Origin of the sequence: Arthrobacter woluwensis, from assembly GCF_030816155.1 — a bacterium.
Classification (GTDB): domain Bacteria; phylum Actinomycetota; class Actinomycetes; order Actinomycetales; family Micrococcaceae; genus Arthrobacter_E; species Arthrobacter_E woluwensis_A.
This window is the reverse complement of the sequence record NZ_JAUSXR010000001.1, coordinates 1,937,964-1,954,446: the sequence shown is the minus strand read 5'-3', so window position 1 is coordinate 1,954,446 and position 16,483 is coordinate 1,937,964. Positions and strand designations below refer to the sequence as shown.

General features: G+C 68.9%; 17 protein-coding genes and 1 other RNA gene. 10 read left to right on the top strand and 8 right to left on the bottom strand.

Translation table 11 applies throughout. The features are described from left to right. The first annotated feature begins 1 nt into the window (after position 1). Positions 2-856, top strand: a complete 855-nt coding sequence (purU, locus tag QFZ52_RS08905) for a formyltetrahydrofolate deformylase (RefSeq protein WP_307497259.1) — start codon at positions 2-4, stop codon at positions 854-856. Between the two features lie 38 nt (positions 857-894). Beyond that, a complete protein-coding gene (locus QFZ52_RS08900; RefSeq protein ID WP_307497258.1) occupies positions 895-1,746 on the top strand; it encodes an HAD family hydrolase in 852 nt (283 codons plus the stop codon). 50 nt (positions 1,747-1,796) lie between these two features. On the opposite strand, the gene QFZ52_RS08895 is transcribed toward QFZ52_RS08900, so the two are convergent. Both QFZ52_RS08895 and QFZ52_RS08890 read right to left on the bottom strand, forming a co-directional pair. Continuing rightward, the gene (locus QFZ52_RS08895) at positions 1,797-2,471 is read right to left on the bottom strand and encodes a class I SAM-dependent methyltransferase (protein ID WP_307497256.1); all 675 of its coding nucleotides are present in this window, start codon (positions 2,469-2,471) and stop codon (positions 1,797-1,799) included. Positions 2,472-2,549: 78 nt separating this feature from the next. Next, a complete protein-coding gene (locus QFZ52_RS08890) occupies positions 2,550-3,968 on the bottom strand; it encodes an aminotransferase-like domain-containing protein (RefSeq protein WP_307497255.1) in 1,419 nt (472 codons plus the stop codon). Between QFZ52_RS08890 and QFZ52_RS08885 the strand changes: the two genes are divergently transcribed. The 3 genes from QFZ52_RS08885 (at position 3,967) to QFZ52_RS08875 (ending at position 5,888) form a co-directional block, all read left to right on the top strand. Next, positions 3,967-4,902: a DMT family transporter gene (locus QFZ52_RS08885; protein WP_307497254.1), complete on the top strand. Its 936-nt coding sequence runs from the start codon at positions 3,967-3,969 to the stop codon at positions 4,900-4,902. The genes QFZ52_RS08890 and QFZ52_RS08885 overlap by 2 nt on opposite strands. Further along, positions 4,902-5,513, top strand: a complete 612-nt coding sequence (locus tag QFZ52_RS08880) for an FMN-binding negative transcriptional regulator (protein ID WP_307497253.1) — start codon at positions 4,902-4,904, stop codon at positions 5,511-5,513. Before QFZ52_RS08885 ends, QFZ52_RS08880 begins: the two co-directional genes overlap by 1 nt. Before the next feature lie 114 nt (positions 5,514-5,627). After that, on the top strand, positions 5,628-5,888 hold the full coding sequence (locus QFZ52_RS08875) for a GlsB/YeaQ/YmgE family stress response membrane protein (protein WP_307497251.1): 261 nt from the start codon (positions 5,628-5,630) through the stop codon (positions 5,886-5,888). A 119-nt stretch (positions 5,889-6,007) separates the two neighbouring features. Here the strand turns inward: QFZ52_RS08875 and QFZ52_RS08870 are convergent, their stop codons facing one another. Further along, positions 6,008-6,757 carry a FadR/GntR family transcriptional regulator gene (locus tag QFZ52_RS08870; RefSeq protein ID WP_307497249.1) on the bottom strand — a complete coding sequence of 250 codons (750 nt, stop codon included), beginning with the start codon at positions 6,755-6,757 and terminating at the stop codon, positions 6,008-6,010. Between the two features lie 191 nt (positions 6,758-6,948). On the opposite strand from QFZ52_RS08870, the gene gndA reads away from it, so the two are divergent. After that, positions 6,949-8,385, top strand: coding sequence for an NADP-dependent phosphogluconate dehydrogenase (gene gndA / locus QFZ52_RS08865; protein WP_278266616.1), 1,437 nt, complete (start codon positions 6,949-6,951; stop codon positions 8,383-8,385). A gap of 151 nt (positions 8,386-8,536) precedes the next feature. On the opposite strand, the gene QFZ52_RS08860 is transcribed toward gndA, so the two are convergent. The 4 genes from QFZ52_RS08860 to msrA all read right to left on the bottom strand — a co-directional run bounded on the left by QFZ52_RS08860 (position 8,537) and on the right by msrA (position 11,446). Next, on the bottom strand, positions 8,537-9,061 hold the full coding sequence (locus QFZ52_RS08860) for a hypothetical protein (RefSeq protein ID WP_307497247.1): 525 nt from the start codon (positions 9,059-9,061) through the stop codon (positions 8,537-8,539). Positions 9,062-9,155: 94 nt separating this feature from the next. Beyond that, on the bottom strand, positions 9,156-9,731 hold the full coding sequence (epsC, locus tag QFZ52_RS08855) for a serine O-acetyltransferase EpsC (RefSeq protein WP_066211882.1): 576 nt from the start codon (positions 9,729-9,731) through the stop codon (positions 9,156-9,158). 189 nt (positions 9,732-9,920) lie between these two features. Beyond that, entirely contained in the window at positions 9,921-10,856 is a 936-nt protein-coding gene (gene cysK, locus QFZ52_RS08850) for a cysteine synthase A (protein WP_307497246.1), read from the bottom strand. A 65-nt stretch (positions 10,857-10,921) separates the two neighbouring features. Further along, a complete protein-coding gene (gene msrA, locus QFZ52_RS08845) occupies positions 10,922-11,446 on the bottom strand; it encodes a peptide-methionine (S)-S-oxide reductase MsrA (RefSeq protein WP_307497245.1) in 525 nt (174 codons plus the stop codon). A gap of 130 nt (positions 11,447-11,576) precedes the next feature. On the opposite strand from msrA, the gene QFZ52_RS08840 reads away from it, so the two are divergent. Together QFZ52_RS08840 and QFZ52_RS08835 are read left to right on the top strand one after the other, a co-directional pair. Next, the gene (locus QFZ52_RS08840; RefSeq protein ID WP_307497244.1) at positions 11,577-12,680 is read left to right on the top strand and encodes a Nif3-like dinuclear metal center hexameric protein; all 1,104 of its coding nucleotides are present in this window, start codon (positions 11,577-11,579) and stop codon (positions 12,678-12,680) included. 125 nt (positions 12,681-12,805) lie between these two features. Continuing rightward, on the top strand, positions 12,806-13,540 hold the full coding sequence (locus QFZ52_RS08835; protein WP_307497243.1) for a zinc ribbon domain-containing protein: 735 nt from the start codon (positions 12,806-12,808) through the stop codon (positions 13,538-13,540). A 10-nt stretch (positions 13,541-13,550) separates the two neighbouring features. On the opposite strand, the gene QFZ52_RS08830 is transcribed toward QFZ52_RS08835, so the two are convergent. Next, the gene (locus QFZ52_RS08830; RefSeq protein ID WP_278266612.1) at positions 13,551-14,315 is read right to left on the bottom strand and encodes a YaaA family protein; all 765 of its coding nucleotides are present in this window, start codon (positions 14,313-14,315) and stop codon (positions 13,551-13,553) included. A gap of 104 nt (positions 14,316-14,419) precedes the next feature. On the opposite strand from QFZ52_RS08830, the gene rnpB reads away from it, so the two are divergent. Together rnpB and QFZ52_RS08820 are read left to right on the top strand one after the other, a co-directional pair. Continuing rightward, an RNA gene (gene rnpB, locus QFZ52_RS08825) (RNase P RNA component class A) lies at positions 14,420-14,796 on the top strand. Positions 14,797-14,985: 189 nt separating this feature from the next. Next, entirely contained in the window at positions 14,986-16,428 is a 1,443-nt protein-coding gene (locus QFZ52_RS08820; RefSeq protein WP_307497241.1) for a glyceraldehyde-3-phosphate dehydrogenase, read from the top strand. Positions 16,429-16,483 lie beyond the last annotated feature (55 nt).

Below are 16,483 nucleotides of genomic sequence, written 5' to 3'. Positions count from 1 at the left end.
GATGACCGGACCGGAATTCGTCCTGACCCTCGACTGCGGCTGGTCCACGGGGATCGTGGCCGCGGTGTCCGGCTTCCTCGCGGAGCGGGGCTGCGACATCGAGGACATCAAGGAATACGGCGACCGCCGCGGCGGGCACTTCTACATGCGGCTGCATTTCGAAGCGCGGGCCGGAGAGACGGCGGAGGCGCTGGCGGAGGACTTCGCCGCCGTGGCCGAGCCGTTCGGCATGACCTGGTCCCTGCGGCCCGCCGGGGAGAAGACCAAGGTGCTGCTGATGGTCTCCAAGTTCGGGCACTGCCTCAACGACCTGCTGTTCCGTGCCCGGATCGGGGAGCTGCCGGTGGAGATCGTGGCCGTGGTGTCCAACCACGAGGATCATCGCGGGCTCGTGGAGTGGCACGGCATCCCGTACCACCACATCCCGGTGACCAAGGAGAACAAGCCGGAAGCCGAGGCGGAGCTGCTCTCCGTGGTGGACAGGTACGGCGCCGAGCTGGTGGTCCTGGCCCGCTACATGCAGGTCCTCTCGGATGCGCTGGCCACCCGCATGGCCGGCCGCGTGATCAACATCCACCACTCCTTCCTGCCGTCTTTCAAGGGCGCGAAGCCGTATCACCAGGCCTGGGAGCGCGGCGTGAAGACAGTGGGCGCCACGGCGCACTACGTCAACGCCGAGCTGGATGAGGGGCCGATCATCGCCCAGCAGGTGATCGATGTGGACCACACCCACTCGCCCGAGGATCTGGTGGCCGTGGGCCGTGACGCCGAGTGCAAGGCCCTCTCCAACGCGGTGCGCTGGCACTGTGAAGGACGGGTCGTGCTCAACGGGAACCGGACCGTGGTGCTGCGGTGACCCTGCTCCTCGGGACGGAAGTGCCGGAGACTGGGTTGATGGACACACCGGCGATCCGCACGGGATCCACAGCCCGGCCCTCGCGGCCGCGCCTGATCGCGAGCGATGTGGACGGCACGATCCTGAGTCCGGGCGGAGTCGTCTCCGCCCGGACCAGGGCCGCCTTCCGTCGTGCGCGCGAGGCCGGAGTGGAGGTCGTCTTCGTGACCGGCCGTCCGATCCGCTGGCTCGGGCCGCTCGAGGAACAGCTCGACCACGCCGGAACCGTCATCTGTTCGAACGGCGCGGTCGTCTGGGACATGGCCCGGCGGGAGGTCGTGGCCGCTGAGGCGTTCCGGCTCGAGCAGGCCCTCCACCTGCAGAAGCTCATCAGGGCGCTCCACCCCGAGGCGGGGTTCTCCAGCGAACTGGTGACCGGTCCGCACCGTGAGCCGGCATTCCTCCGTCTCCATCCCGGCCTCCCCGTGGAGGACCAGGTGGTCGGGCCGCTGTCCGAGACGCTCGCGCCGGACGCCGCCGTCGTGAAGCTGCTCGCCCTCTCGCCGGTGCTCAGCGCCGAGGAGTTCCACGCGCTCGTCGCGCCGGCCGTGCAGGGACTGGCACACGTGACCTATTCGGACGTCCGTCGCCTGGCACTTCTGGAGCTGGCCGTCCCCGGCGTCACCAAGGCGCGGACGCTCGAGAAGCACGCCGCCTCCCTGGGCATCGGAGCGTCCGAGGTCATCGCTTTCGGCGACATGCCCAACGACCTCGAGATGCTCTCCTGGGCCGGCGAGGGCTATGCCATGGCGGACGGGCATCCGGAAGCGCTCGCCGCCGCGCGGTTCCGGGCGCCTGCCTGTGCGGACGACGGCGTGGCGCGCGTCCTGGAGACCGTGCTGGCACGCTGAGGTCGGCTGCGTTCAGGGCTGAGTCACTGGGCCGGCCGAGCCTGCCCGCCTCAGGCGAGCCGGGTGGCCCGTACCACCAGATCGTGCAGGGACAGCTCCCGCTCGGGCATCCGCACGGTGCGATGCCGCTCGTCGGCCGCGTCGATCCTCCAGCGCTCCGGGTCCAGGACGGCCACCGTGTCCACCAGAGTGACGGTGCTCTTCTCCGGGGCGTGACCGCCGTCGTGGTCGTGATCCGGTCCCTCCGCCTCGTCCGGCGCGGGGTGCCGGACCTCGGACAGGTGACCGTGCAGGTGCCCCACGATGAGCAGCGTGCCGCCCACCGTCACCCAGTCCGCGATCTTTCGGTAGAAGTCCAGCTGTGGTGTGGCCGGGTGTGCGTAGTTGGTGACGACCAGGTCGAAGCGCTCGCCCGGTTCCCACGTGGTCAGGTCAGCCTCCACCCAGCGCACCTGATCGGCCACTCCGGCCTGGGTGGCCCGTGCCGCTGCTTCCCGCAGCGCGTGCGGGGAGAGGTCGGCCCCGGTCACTCGCCAGCCGTGTTCGGCGAGCCAGACCGCTTCGGCTCCTGTCCCGCAGCCGGCGTCCAGGGCAGTGCCCGGAGGCAGCGCTGACAGATGTTCCTGGAGATACGGGTTCGCTGGCGTCGGCCGGTCTGCCGCGTCGCGCCAATGCCCGTCCCAGTACTGCTTGTCGAAGGTGTGCGTCACGTGGCGGCCTTTCATCCGGAGTCTCCTCCCAGCATCGCCACCGCGACGGCGAGTGGCAAGCCCGTTTGCCGGAAGGGCAAACCGGGGCGTCGGTCAGCTCTCGCGCAGGGCTTCTCCCAGCACCTCTCCCAGGATGCGGGCCGCGTCGGGGAAGCGTTCGGGGTTCGAACCGGAGTAATTGAGCCTGATGTAGGACCCGGACGGCTCGGCCGGGAACCACTCCGTGCCCGGTGCGAGGATGACGCCGCGGCTCTCGCAGTGGCGCGCCAGCAGCTCCGCGTCCGTGCCGTCGGGCAGCCGCGCCCAGAGATTCAGGCCGCCCGGGGGAGTGAACTCCACCTGCACCTGGGGAACGTGCTCGCGCAAGGCGTCGAGCAGCAGGTCGCGCCGGTCCTTCAGCTGACGCCGGAGACCCTTGAGATGCGTCCGCCAGGATGGCTGCGTGACGACGTCGAGCGCGGCTGCCTGGAGCAGTCCGCTCACGTACATGGACTCTGCGGCCCGGTCCGCCAGGATGCGGTCCCGCGCGGGACCGCGGGCGATCAGGGCTGCGACGCGGAGGGACGGGGAGACGCTCTTGGTGAGGGAGCGCAGGTAGATCACGTGCCCCTGGTCGTCCTGGGCCGCGATCGGATGCGGTTCGGTGTCGATGCCCAGATCATGAGCCCAGTCGTCCTCGATCAGGAAGGCCCCGTGCCGGCGCACCACGTCGAGGATCGCGAGCCCGCGTTCGCGGCTCCACTGCGCGCCGCTCGGATTGGCGTAGCTCGGCTGGGCGTAGAACGCGCGTGCTCCGGTCTCCTCGAAGGCCCGCTCGACGTCGGCGGGATCGGGACCGTGCTGACCGCTCGGCACGGGCACCAGGGTCACCCCGGCCTGGGCTGCCGCGAGGATCGACCCCCAGTAGCTGGGCGATTCGATGACGAGAGGCTGGCCTGGCCCCACGAGGGCCCGGAAGATCGAGCTCAGGCCGCTCTGACTCCCCGAGAGCACCAGGACGTCCCGTGCGCTCGGCGGTGTGACGTCCACGGGGGCGAAGGCCGCCAGCTCTCCGGCGAACCAGGCCTGCAGCTCGGGCAGACCTGCGGCGGGGGAGCGCCCGATGGCGGCCTCGGTGCGCGCGGCGCGGGCGAGGGCGGAGCGGACGAGCCGTTCCGGGAGCAGCTCGCGGGCGGGATATCCGGAGTGCAGCCCGATCGCGTCGGGGGCCATGGTGCGCTGGGTCGAGGAGAGCGAGCCGCCCCGCGACGGCGGAGCCCCGAGGGCCGCCGTCTGCCAGCCGAAATCGGCGGGCCGGGTGGGCCGGACGCCCCGGACGAACGTGCCCACGCCCGGGCGGCTTTCGATGAGTCCCAGCGAGGCGAGGGCCCGCATCGCCTTTTGAACGGTGACCGGGCTGGCGCCGTATTCCGCCATGAGGGCCCGGTTGGACGGCACTCTGGCGCCGGGTGCCGCGGTGGAGATCCACGTGCGCAAGCCCTGGACGATTCGCTCGGTGCTATCATGATTCATGAAAGTAGATAGTAGCGTTACTCTCGATCGACCGACAGTGCTATCCCGGTATCCGGGCCTCTGGTGGGGCCTGCTGGGCGTCGTGGCTTTCTCCTTCACCCTCCCGTTCACGCGGATCGCGGCCACGGGTCTTCCGGCCCTGTTCGTCGGCTCGGCCCGCGCGGTCGTCGCGGCGGTGCTCGCCGCCTGCGCCCTCGCACTCACCCGGCAACGGCTGCCCCGCGGGGCACAGTGGCTCCGGCTCGCGGTCGTTGCCGCCGGCGTCGTCGTCGGCTTCCCGGTCCTCACGTCCTACGCCCTCACTACCGTGCCTGCGAGTCACGCCGCGGTGGTGATCGGCCTGCTGCCCGCCGCGACGGCGGTCCTGGCCGTGCTCCGCGGCAAAGAACGGCCCGCGCGTTCCTTCTGGGTGTTCTCCGCACTCGGCGCGGTGTGCGCCGTGGCCTTCGCGTCCGTGCAGGGCGGGGGGATGGGAACCCTGCACTGGGCGGACGCCCTGCTGTTCGCCGCAGTGCTCGCGGCCGCCGCCGGCTACGCGGAGGGCGGGCTGCTCGCCCGCGAACTCGGCTCCTGGCAGACCGTCTCTTGGGCGCTCGTCCTGGCGGCGCCCCTCATGACCGCGCTGACCATCTCCTCGCTCGACGACCGGGTCCTCCAAGCGGGCCCGGCGCAGTGGTGGGCCTTCGCCTACCTGGCCGTGGTGAGCATGTTCCTCGGATTCTTCGCGTGGTACCGCGGACTCGCCCTCGGCCCGATGGCCCAGGTGAGTCAGATCCAGCTCACCCAGCCCGTCATGACCATCCTCTGGGCCGCGCTGCTGCTGGGTGAGCATCCCGGCGTGCCGACCCTCCTCGGCGGCGTCGCCGTCATCCTGTGCGCCGCGCTCGCGGTCCGCACCCGGACCACGCCCGTCTCCTCCTCGAAAGGACTCTGATGCGTCACACACCCCGCTATCTCATGACCGATCCCGCCGAGGTCAAGCGGCTCATCCGCAACAACCCGTGGGCGACGTTCGTCTCTCCGTCCTCGCAGGGACTCACGGCCTCGCACTACCCGGCCATCCTGGACGAGGACGAGGAAGGGATCGTGATCGTCAGCCACTTCGGACGGCCGGACGAGAAACTCCACGAACTCGGCGAGCACGAGATCCTCGTCATCATCCAGGGCCCTCACGACTACGTCTCCCCGAGCTGGTACGCGCCCGGCGACCTGGTGCCCACCTGGAATCACGTCACCGCGCACCTCTACGGGACGCCCGAGATCCTCAGCGATGAGGAGAACTACGCCATGCTCGGCCGCCTCACGGATCACTTCGAGCGCCACCAGCCGCACGGCCGCAGCCTGAGCGAGGACGAGGAGGGGACTCGCCGTATCGCGAAGGGCACCGTCGGCCTCCGGATGAGGGTGACCCGTTTCGAGGCGCGGGCGAAGCTCAGTCAGAACAAGAGCCCGGAGGTCGTGGAGAACATCGTGGGGGAGCTGGGAAAGGGCAACCCGGCGCTGGCCGAAGAGATGCGCCGGGTTCACCCTGACCGGGACGTGTGAAGCCCATCCCGGCACGCCCTCGAAAAGTCAGGTCCGCCGGGTGCGGGAGTCTGACGGTAGGCTGAAAGAAGCCTCAACCGGGCTCTGAGAAGGCTTTCTACAGAAAGGTTCATCATGGGATTTCTTGGTTGGATCGTCCTTGGACTCATCGCCGGCGCGATTGCGAAGGCCCTCATGCCGGGCGAGCAGGGCGGCGGCTGGCTGGCGACCCTGCTCCTCGGAGTGGTGGGCGCCTTGGTCGGTGGCTGGATAGGATCAGCCATCTTCAATGTCGGCGTGAATGAATTCTGGTCCCTGTCCACCTGGCTGCTGGCGATCGTCGGCTCGCTGGTGGTGCTCTTCATCTGGGGCCTGATCACGAAGCGGCGCGCCTGACGGTGTGCTGACGACGACGGCGGGGCCGGTCCTTCGGGGCCGGCCCCGCCGTCGTTCCGCCCCGCCGTCGTTCTGTCATAGGGTGCGGTGCCCGGCGTTCGCGCGCGGCGGAGTCGCCGCTAGGCTTGCGTGCTGAGCGGCTTGAGCGGGACGAAGACGCGCGGCTGACCGGCCCACTGGGACGAGAGGTCCTCGATGGTCTCGTTGATCAGCTTGGCCGAGGCGCGGCGGGCGGCCGCCGCTTTGCCGTCGAGGATCGCCCGGGCCACGTCGAGGTGCCATTGGAGCGCTTCCTCCTTGGGCTGGCTTGGCATGAGCCCGTGGGTGGTGCGACCGGCCAGGGTCTCGGCGACCTGTCCGATGAGGGTCGCGAACATCTCGTTGCCGGAGCCACTGAGCACCAGGGCGTGGAAGCGCGTGTCGAGGTCGAGGAAGCGTTCGAGCTTCCCCTGGCGACCCACTCTCGCCATCTCCTCGGCCACCTGCAGCAGCTCGCGGCGCATGGCGAAGGGTGCGTTCTGCGCTGCGAGCTCACTGGCCACGGGCTCCACCGCGGACCGCAGTTCCGCGAGGGACCGCAATTGGGCGCCCCGCGCGTCGCTGTCCATCTTCCAGCGGATCACGCTGGAGTCGAAGGGATTCCAGGCGTGGGCTGGACGCACGCGGATCCCCACGCGCTTGATGCTCTCCACCATGCCGATCGACTGGAGCACCCGGACGGCTTCACGGACCACGGACCGTGACACTTTGAGCTCGGCCTCAAGATTCTCCGCCAGCATGACGTGACCTGCGGGAAGGTCTCCCGTCACGATCCTGCGTCCGAGGATCTCCAGTGCCTGGTGGTGAAGGCTGGGCTGACGGCTCGTCATCGATGTCGAAATCCTCAGGGTGAAGTGGTCAAATGTGAAGTAACACCAGCGTAGGTTCTTCCGGCGGATTCCGCCCCGACCACGTTAAAGGTGTTTCACCTTACAGCTTGCTCTTCCGTCGCCGGTGTCCAGGACGTAGGGTTGAAAACGTCTTGTTAAAATCAGATTACTAGCATTGACTTGGAGTGTAGATGCCTGCACAAATCGGTGTCACCGGTCTCGCCGTCATGGGGGCCAATCTGGCCCGGAACCTCGCCCGGAACGGCTTCACGGTCGCTCTGCACAACCGCTCCGTGGAGAAGACGGACGCCCTGCTCGCCGCCCACGGCGACGAAGGCGACTTCGTCCGCACGGAGAGCCTCCAGGAACTCGTCGACTCGCTCGAGAAGCCGCGCCGCGTGCTCATCATGGTGAAGGCGGGTGCTCCGGTCGACGCTGTCGTGGACCAGCTCGTCCCGCTGCTGGACGAGGGCGACATCGTGATCGACGCCGGCAACTCCCACTACACGGACACGCGCCGCCGAGAAGCCGCGCTGGCGGAGAAGGGCCTGCACTTCGTGGGCGTCGGCGTCTCCGGTGGCGAGGAGGGCGCGCTCAACGGCCCGTCCATCATGCCCGGCGGCTCCAAGGAGTCCTACGAGGCTCTCGGCCCGCTGCTGGAGAAGATCTCCGCCCACGTGGACGGAGAGCCCTGCTGCGCCTGGATCGGCACCGACGGCGCCGGCCACTTCGTCAAGATGGTCCACAACGGCATCGAGTACGCCGACATGCAGGTCATCGGTGAGGCCTACGACCTGCTGCGCAGCGCCGCCGGCATCGAGCCCGCGGAACAGGCCAAGATCTTCGAAGAGTGGAACAAGGGCGAACTGTCCTCCTTCCTGATCGAGATCTCCGCCGAGGTGCTCGGCCACGTGGACGCCAAGACGGGCAAGCCGTTCGTGGACGTCGTGGTCGACTCCGCCGGCCAGAAGGGCACCGGCCGCTGGACGGTCCAGTCCGCTCTGGATCTGGGTTCGCCGGTCTCCGGCATCGCCGAGTCCGTGTTCGCCCGCGGCATCTCCTCGCAGCGCGGTCAGCGCGCGATCGCCCAGGAGACCCTGGAAGGCCACGAGATCGAGGTGGCGCTTCCCGAGAACTTCGTGGAGGACGTCCGCCAGGCCCTCTACGCCTCCAAGCTCGTGAGCTACGCGCAGGGCCTGGACATGCTGACCAGCGCCGCCAAGGAGTACGGCTGGGACCTCAAGCTGGACGAGATCGCCTCTCTGTGGCGCGCCGGCTGCATCATCCGCGCCGAGCTGCTCAAGGACATCATGGCCGCCTACGAAGGCGACGCCAAGCCGGAGAACCTCCTGTTCGCCCCGGCGTTCGCGAAGTCCGTGGGCGAGGCCGTCCCGGCCTGGCGCCGCGTGGTGGCCACCGCCGTCCAGCTGGGCATCCCGGTGCCGGTGTTCTCCTCCTCGCTGGCCTACTACGACGGTCTGCGCCGCAAGCGCCTGCCCGCCGCCCTGATCCAGGGCCAGCGTGATCTCTTCGGCGCCCACACCTACGGGCGCGTGGATGAAGAGGGCACGTTCCACACCCAGTGGAGCGGTGACCGCACCGAGGTCAGCGCGGTCGACACCCACTGACACCCCTGCACGACGACGGCGGCCCTCACCTTCCGGTGGGGGCCGCCGTCGTGCTTCATCGCCCTGAGTTGCCAATCGCGTTGCGTGCTCAGTTGTTGCGGGTGTTCCCGGCGAACACCCGCAACAACTGAGCACGCAGCGCGCGATGCGGTCAGTCCTTGCCGAGGTGCCGGGCGATCGTCTTCATCTCCGGCGCGAACGCGTAGACGGTCCCGTGCGCCCCGGACACCCACCACCTGCCGCAGTAATGGCTCGCCTTGCGCTCCTGACCCGCCGGCCACCAGTCGGCGGAGAGGGTGGCCTCCGAGATGAAGTCCTCGGCCTTCCGCGAATCCCCGGTCTCCGCCTGGGGTCCCGGCTGGGTGCCGGAGGGAAGCGCCGTGCACTGAGCGGGGAGGCCCGACACATCGCCGGAGTACTTCAGGATCCGCTCCGCACCGGTGGTCCGGATGACTTCACGGACGTCGGTCGCACCGGCAGGGATCCAGGCGGGGGCCACGCCGTCCTTCGTCGCCTCCGCTCCGCGGGGCCAGTCGTGGCTCTCCCGCTTGTCGTAGTTGTCGACCAGAGGCGCGATGCCACAGCCGCTCAACGGCACTAGGGCGGCTCCGGCCAGGCCGAGGACCGTCAGCTTCCGAGCGCGACCGGACACGGTGGGGTTCTTCAGGGTTCTCATACCGTCCACGCTAGGAGCGGGGCCCCAGCCTCCGCCTCGGTCCCGGGACGGACTTGCGCATGAGGCCTCTCGGCCCGCGGGCGGAGAGAACCCGTCAGATGTAGTAGTACTCCGCGGGGTCCACGGCGGGCTTCGTCTCGACCTCGGCCACGCGGGGACGCCAGGTGGCGGGGATGCCGGTGACGATCGAATTGGCGGGTGCGTCCTTCACGACGACGGCGTTGGCGCCGATCGCGGAATCGTCACCGATGACGATGGGGCCGAGGACCTTGGCGCCGGCGCCGATGGTGACCCTGTTGCCGATGGTCGGGTGCCGCTTGACCTTGGCCAGGGACCGTCCGCCGAGCGTCACGCCGTGGTAGATCATGACGTCATCGCCGATCTCGGCCGTCTCGCCGATGACCACGCCCATGCCGTGGTCGATGAAGAAACGCCGTCCCACGGTCGCGCCGGGATGGATCTCAATGCCCGTGAGGAAGCGGGTCAGCTGGGACAGCACTCGCGCGGGGAAGCGGAGGGCCGGCTTCTGCCACATGCGGTGCGTCACGCGGTGGACCCAGATGGCATGCAGGCCCGAATAGACGAAGAAGTTCTCCGCGGACCCGCGGGCGGCGGGGTCATGGGAGCGGGCGCTCTCGAGGTCCTCTTTCAGGCGGGTGAAGAAGCTCACGCTTTCCTTCTGGTCGCCGTACACGGGCGCGTACGTGGTGGATGCTGAACGGATAACCAGCGGGCCCGGGAAAGAATTCCCCGGGCAGCCGACTGCCCGACGTCGCCTTCCGTCCGTGGTCCGTGCGCTGGAGCACGCAGGAACCGCCGGGACGGGAGGGGCGACGCCGGGCAGGCGAAGCCGGGAGGATCAGCCGCGGATGTCGTCGTACAGGACGGTGGAGATGTAGCGCTCGCCGAAGTCGGGCACGACCGCCACGATCAGCTTGCCCTTGTTCTCGGGACGCTTGGCCAGCTCGAGGGCGCCCCAGACGGCCGCACCCGAGGAGATGCCGCCGAGGATGCCCTCCTTGACGCCGAGCGCACGCGCGGTGGCGACGGCGTCCTCGAGGCTGGCGTCCAGCACCTCGTCGTAGATGCTGGTGTCCAGCACCTCCGGGACGAAGTTCGCGCCGAGGCCCTGGATCTTGTGCGGGCCCGGGGCGCCGCCGTTGAGGATGGGGGAGTCCTTCGGCTCCACGGCCACGACCTGGACCGAAGGCTTGCGCTCCTTGAGGACCTGGCCGACGCCCGTCACGGTGCCGCCGGTGCCCACGCCGCCCACGAAGATGTCCACTTCACCGTCGGTGTCGGCCCAGATCTCCTCGGCCGTGGTGGTGCGGTGGATGGCCGGGTTGGCCGGGTTGGCGAACTGCTGGGCCCAGATGGCGTTCTCGGTGTTGGCGACGATCTCCTGGGCCTTCTCCACGGCTCCGCGCATGCCCTCGGAACCGGGGGTCAGGACGATCTCGGCGCCGTAGGCGCGCAGCATGACGCGACGTTCGGTGGACATGGTCTCCGGCATGGTCAGGATGACCTTGTAGCCACGGGCCGCTCCGACGAGGGCCAGGGCGATGCCCGTGTTGCCCGACGTGCCTTCCACGATGGTGCCACCCGGCTTCAGCGCGCCGGCCTTCTCGGCCGCGTCGATGATGGCCACGCCGATGCGGTCCTTGACGCTGTTGGCCGGGTTGTAGAACTCGAGCTTCACGGCGACCGTGGCGTCCAGGCCCTCGGTCAGACGGTTCAGCCGGACCAGGGGGGTCCGGCCGATGAGCTGAGTGACGTCATCGTAGATACGTGCCATGGTGTACTGCTGCCTATCTCCAGGTGGATGGTTAAGGAAAGCCTAGTGAGCCGGTTCACCCAGCGTCATGACTTCAGCCATGCGGAGTAATATTTCCGGGCCTTGGCCAGCTTCGGATTGATGATCACCTGACAGTATCCCTGCCCGGAGTTGTTGGCGTAGTAATCCTGGTGGATCGCTTCGGCCTCGTGGAAGCGGCTGGCCCGGGTCACCTCGGTGACGATCGGGGCGCTCCACAGCGCCTGGTTGCGCTCGATGGCGGCGCGGAACAGCTCAGCCTCCTCCTCGTCCTGGTAGAACATCGCGGACCGGTACTGGGTCCCGACGTCGTAGCCCTGACGGTTCAGCGTGGTGGGGTCATGCAGAGCGAAGAACATGTCCAGGATGACGTCGGCCGGGATGATGTCCTCGTCGAAGGTGGCGGCCACCGCTTCGGCATGCCCGGTGGTGCCGGAGCAGACCTCGTAGTAGCCGGGATCGGGCACGTGCCCGCCGATGTAGCCGGAAACAACAGAAGAGACGCCGCGCGTCTGCTGGTACACCGCGTCAAGGCACCAGAAGCAGCCGCCGGCCAAGATGAAAGTTTTCACAGCATGCTCAATGGCCGACGGAGCTGAAATGTTCCCCGGATGGTCCCGGGCGGGTTCAGCTCTGGGAGAAGCGCCGTTCGCGGACCGGGGGAGCGGCCCCTGTGCGCGTGAGGTGCGGTAGAACTTGAGTATGCAGAATGAGACGCACGGCAGCCCCGGACCGGCTCTGGAAGGGCAGGTTCCGCCCACCGCGGCCGCTGAAACCGCTGGCTCTGAAACCGCGGCCCACGACGCCGAGCTGCTGGATCTTCACGGCCAGGAGCATTCGGACGGGCGCCGCGGGGAGGCCGCGGCCTCCGGACCCGCGGGCGAGACGACGACGCCGGCCGAGGACGCCCCCTCCCTCACCGGTGAGGCGGCCAGCACCGCGGCCCCGGACCAGCAGGCGCCGACGCTCGCCGAAGTGCTGCTCGCCGTCGAGGAGCTCTGGCCCGAGTCGCTCGCCGAGGACTGGGACAAGGTCGGCCTCGTGACGGGCCGGCCGGAGCAGCCGGTGCGCCGCATCCAGTTCGCGGTGGATCCCACCGAAGAAGTGGTCCAGGAGGCGGTGGACCTCGGCGTCGATCTGCTGATCACCCACCATCCCTTGCTGCTGCGCGGCGTCAGTTCGGTGGCCGCCACCACCGCCAAGGGCCGGGTGATCCACCGGCTCATCGAGAACGGCGTGGCCCTGCTGACGGTCCACACGAACGGCGACTCGGCGGTGGGCGGCGTCTCCGATGTCATCGCCGACGCCCTGAAGCTGCACGACCGCGAACCGCTGACGGCCGCCCGCAACGGGCTTCCCGAGGAAGGCGTGGGACGCGTCGGCGCCCTCGGCTCCGCCGTCACTCTGGCCGAGCTGGCCGCCCGGCTCTGCGGTTTCCTGCCCTCCGTCGCAGGTGGGGTCCGCGTGGCGGGGGACCGGGACGCGCTTGTGCAGCGCGTGGCGATCTGCGGCGGTGCGGGGGATTCCCTCTTCGACGACGTCCGCGCGCGCCAGGCCGATGTGTACATCACCGCTGACCTGCGGCACCACCCGGCGTCGGAGGCACGTGAGACCGCCCGCGGTGGCCGCCCGTACCTCATCGACGTCTCCCATTTCGCGAGCGAGTGGCTCTGGCTGCCCGCGGCCGCCCAGGCTCTCGACAACGTGCTCGAGGACCAGGGTTTCCCTGTCGAGATCGGCGTCAGCGGGATCAACACGGACCCGTGGGACTTCATCCTCACCCCCCACGGCGACGGCGAAGGCTGACCTGGACCGGTCCGGGATGAGCCGTGGCGCAGTGCGCGTTTCGTTCGGCCCGGATATGGCCTAGTCTCAAAGCACCTGTCACCAGAGAGGCGGCCTGATTCTCAGCGCCGTCATAGGAGGTCCGCATGGCCAAGGCACCGGCTGCCGAGCAGCTCAGACTCCTCGAACTGCAGGCGTTCGACAGCGCCCTGAAGGCGAACGCCACGCGGTTGAAGGCACTGGAGCAGGACCCGCGTCTGCCGGCCCTTCTCGCCGCCGTGGAGGATGCTCAGGCCGGCGCCGAGGAAGCGGGGCAGGCACGGGACGCCGTCCGGAAAGCGCTGACCGCGCTGGAGGACGAGGTTTCCGCGCTGGACGTCAAGATCGAGCGGGACACGGTGCGGCTCAACTCCGGCGGCCTCTCCAAGGACTTGATGGCGCTGCAGAAGGACATTGAAACGCTGAGTGCGTTCAAGTCCGGCAAAGAGGACACCGAGCTGGAGCTCATGGAGGAGCTCGAAGCCGCGGAAGCCGAGGTGGTCAGGACCGAGGAGGCTCTCGCCGAGGCACAGCACCGGCTCCGTGACGTGCAGGACGAACTGGCCGCGAAGACGGCGGAGGCCGAGGCGGAACGCGACGGCGTGCGCGGCGAACGGGACGCGTTCGCCGTCACGCTGGATCCGGCCCTCCTGGCCCTCTACGAGAAGACCCTGGCCCGGCGCGGCGTGGGTGCGGCGCGACTGTTCCACGGCCACAGCGAAGGCTCGGGCCTGGACCTGAGCCCCGGTGACCTGGCCGAGGTCAGGGCCGCCGCGGAGGACGACGTGGTGTACTGCCCGGACTCCGGAGTCATCCTGGTGCGCAGCCCCGAGTGGAGCTGAACCGGGATCGTCAGTCCGTGAGGATGATGTTCAGGGCGTGAGCCTTGCGTGCCGTGCCCGGAACGAGTTCCGCCCGGTAGAGCTCGGAGGCGGCTTTGAGCAGCTGCTCGGGGGACTGCGGGGCCTTGCCTCGGCGCGTGAGCAGGTGCCGCGCCAGCTCGCCCCGCGTGTGCTTCGCGAAGTGGCTCACGACGCTCCGCTTGCCGTCGCGTTCGCGGAACACGTTCACCGCCACGGTCTGCTCCGCCGGCGGGACCCAGGCGGTGGCGTACGTGCTGGAGCGGCAGTCGACCAGGAGTTCCCCGTCGATCAGCGGGGCCAGCGCCTCGGACAGCCGGGGCTTCCAGTAGGAGGCGAGCCGGCCGAGCCCGGCCAGAGCGGTGCCCATGGACAGGCGGTAGGCGGGGACGGCGTCGTCGAATTTCAAGGCGCCCCAGAGTGCGGAGATGATGACGACGGCGTCATCCGCCTTGCGCCGCTGGGCGGCGGTCATCGAGGCGTAGCCGAGGGCGTCGTAGAGGACGCCGGAGTACACGCTGTGCGCCGGGGCGGCGGATTCGTGCCGGAGCCGGGTGTTGCGGGCCACCTCCTCGTGCAGGGAGGCTCCCACGCCCAGCAGCTCCAGCGCGTCCTCGTGGGCGCTCACGGTGCCGAGCGCTTCCAGCACCTCGGCCCGGGCGGTGTTCAGTTCCGGGAAGCTCAGGGCGGAGAAGTCGACGCCGGGGCCCTGGGAGGCGGCGGTCTTGCCTTCGGAGGGAGGGAGGAGGATCAGCACCGTTCGATGGTAGCGAATCCGGGGACCGCTCCCGATCCGGCTCGACGCCGTCCGGTCCAGGCTGGCGGCCGGGCGTGCCCGCGGCGGATAGAATGGTCGCTGGACGGGTTGGCTGGGCGATCGCGTTGACGCTCCGGCGTCACCGAGGAAAGTCCGGGCTCCGCAGAGCAGGGTGGTGGGTAACGCCCACTCGGGGTGACCCGCAGGCCAGTGCCACAGAAAACAGACCGCCACGCGCCTCGGCGCGGGGTAAGGGTGAAACGGTGGTGTAAGAGACCACCAGCTCCCCGGGTGACCGGGGAGGCTAGGTAAACCCCACCTGGAGCAAGGCCAGACAGGATGTGTTCGAGGGCTGCTCGCCCGAGCATCCGGGTAGGCCGCTTGAGGCCACTGGCAACAGTGGTCCTAGATGGATGATCGCTGCGCCGCCTCCGGTAACGGGCGCGGCTGACAGAACCCGGCTCACAGGCCAACCCGTCCACTCATCGATCCGTTTGTGACTGATGTCACCGGAGTCCCGTCCCGGAGCCGGTCCCGGGGACGATAAACTGATTCTGAACGCTGTTGTTCACCCCGCCGGGCCTGCGTTCGCCTAGGCGGTTTTTTCATGCCCTGAACTCCGGTGGCGAACTGCGCCCGACGTCGCGCGCAGAAGAGAAAGGTTCCTTGAGTGAGTCAGAACTCCGAGTCCTTCGAGCAGTGGATGAGCCGTGAGGCCAAGGCCGAGGCGATGATCCCGATCGTCGGCCGCCTGTACCGCGACAACAATGTGGTGACCAGCATCCACGGGCGCAGCCTGATCAACAAGTCCACCATGCAGATCCTCAAGGCGCACCGTTTCGCCCGCCGGATCAGCCAGCGCGAGCTGACCCTGGAAGACACCCTGCCTCTCGTGGAGGCGATCGACCGCCTCGAGCTCGGCGCCGCGGCCGTGGACCTGGCCCTGCTGAACGAGAAGTACCACGACACCGCCGCCGGCCGTCCGCTCGAGGAGTTCCTCCGTGAGGAGCTGGCCCCCGTCGTCGGCCGCCAGGGCGCCGACGACCGTACGAGCCAGGACGTGGTGCTGTACGGTTTCGGCCGCATCGGACGCCTGCTGGCCCGCATCCTCGTGGAGAAGCACGGTGGCGGCCAGGGCCTGCGCCTGCGGGCCATCGTTGTCCGCAAGGGCAGCGACAACGACCTTGCCAAGCGCGCGAGCCTGCTCCGCCGCGACTCCGTCCACGGCCCCTTCGAGGGCACCATCCAGGTGGACGAGGAATCCCAGACCATCACGGTCAACGGCATCCGCATCCAGGTCATCTACTCGGACAGCCCGTCCACCGTGGACTACACCGCGTACGGCATCGAGAACGCCCTCGTGGTGGACAACACCGGCCGCTGGCGTGACGCCGAAGGCCTCAGCCAGCACCTGCAGAGCAAGGGCGCGGCCCGCGTGCTGCTCACGGCTCCGGGCAAGGGCGAGCTGAAGAACATCGTCCACGGCATCAACCACGGTGTGATCTCGGACGAGGACACCATCGTCTCCGCCGCGAGCTGCACCACCAACGCGATCACCCCGGTCCTGAAGGCCATCAACGACAAGTTCGGCGTCCTCCACGGCCACGTCGAGACCGTCCACTCCTTCACCAACGATCAGAACCTGATCGACAACTTCCACAAGGGCGATCGCCGTGGCCGTTCCGCCGCGCTGAACATGGTCATCACCGAGACCGGCGCCGCCAAGGCCGTCGCCAAGGCCCTGCCGGAGCTGGCGGGCAAGCTCACGGGCAACGCCATCCGCGTCCCCACGCCGGATGTGTCCATGGCGATCCTGAACCTCAACCTGGAGAACGGCACCACCAAGGACGAGGTCAACGAGTACCTGCGCGAGCTGTCCCTGCACTCGGGCCTGCGCAAGCAGATCGACTTCATCGACTCGCCCGAGGTGGTCTCCACCGACTTCGTCGGCTCCCGCCGCACAGGCATCGTGGACGGCCTCGCCACGATCGCCAACGACAAGAACCTGGTCCTCTACGTCTGGTACGACAACGAGTTCGGCTACAGCTGCCAGGTCGTCCGCGTGATGGAGGAGATGGCGGGCGTGAACCCGCCTGCCTTCCCCGCCGCCTGAGCATTTCCGCTAGGAGCTGAGAGGTCACGCCACCCTGGCGTGGCCTCTCGCTTTT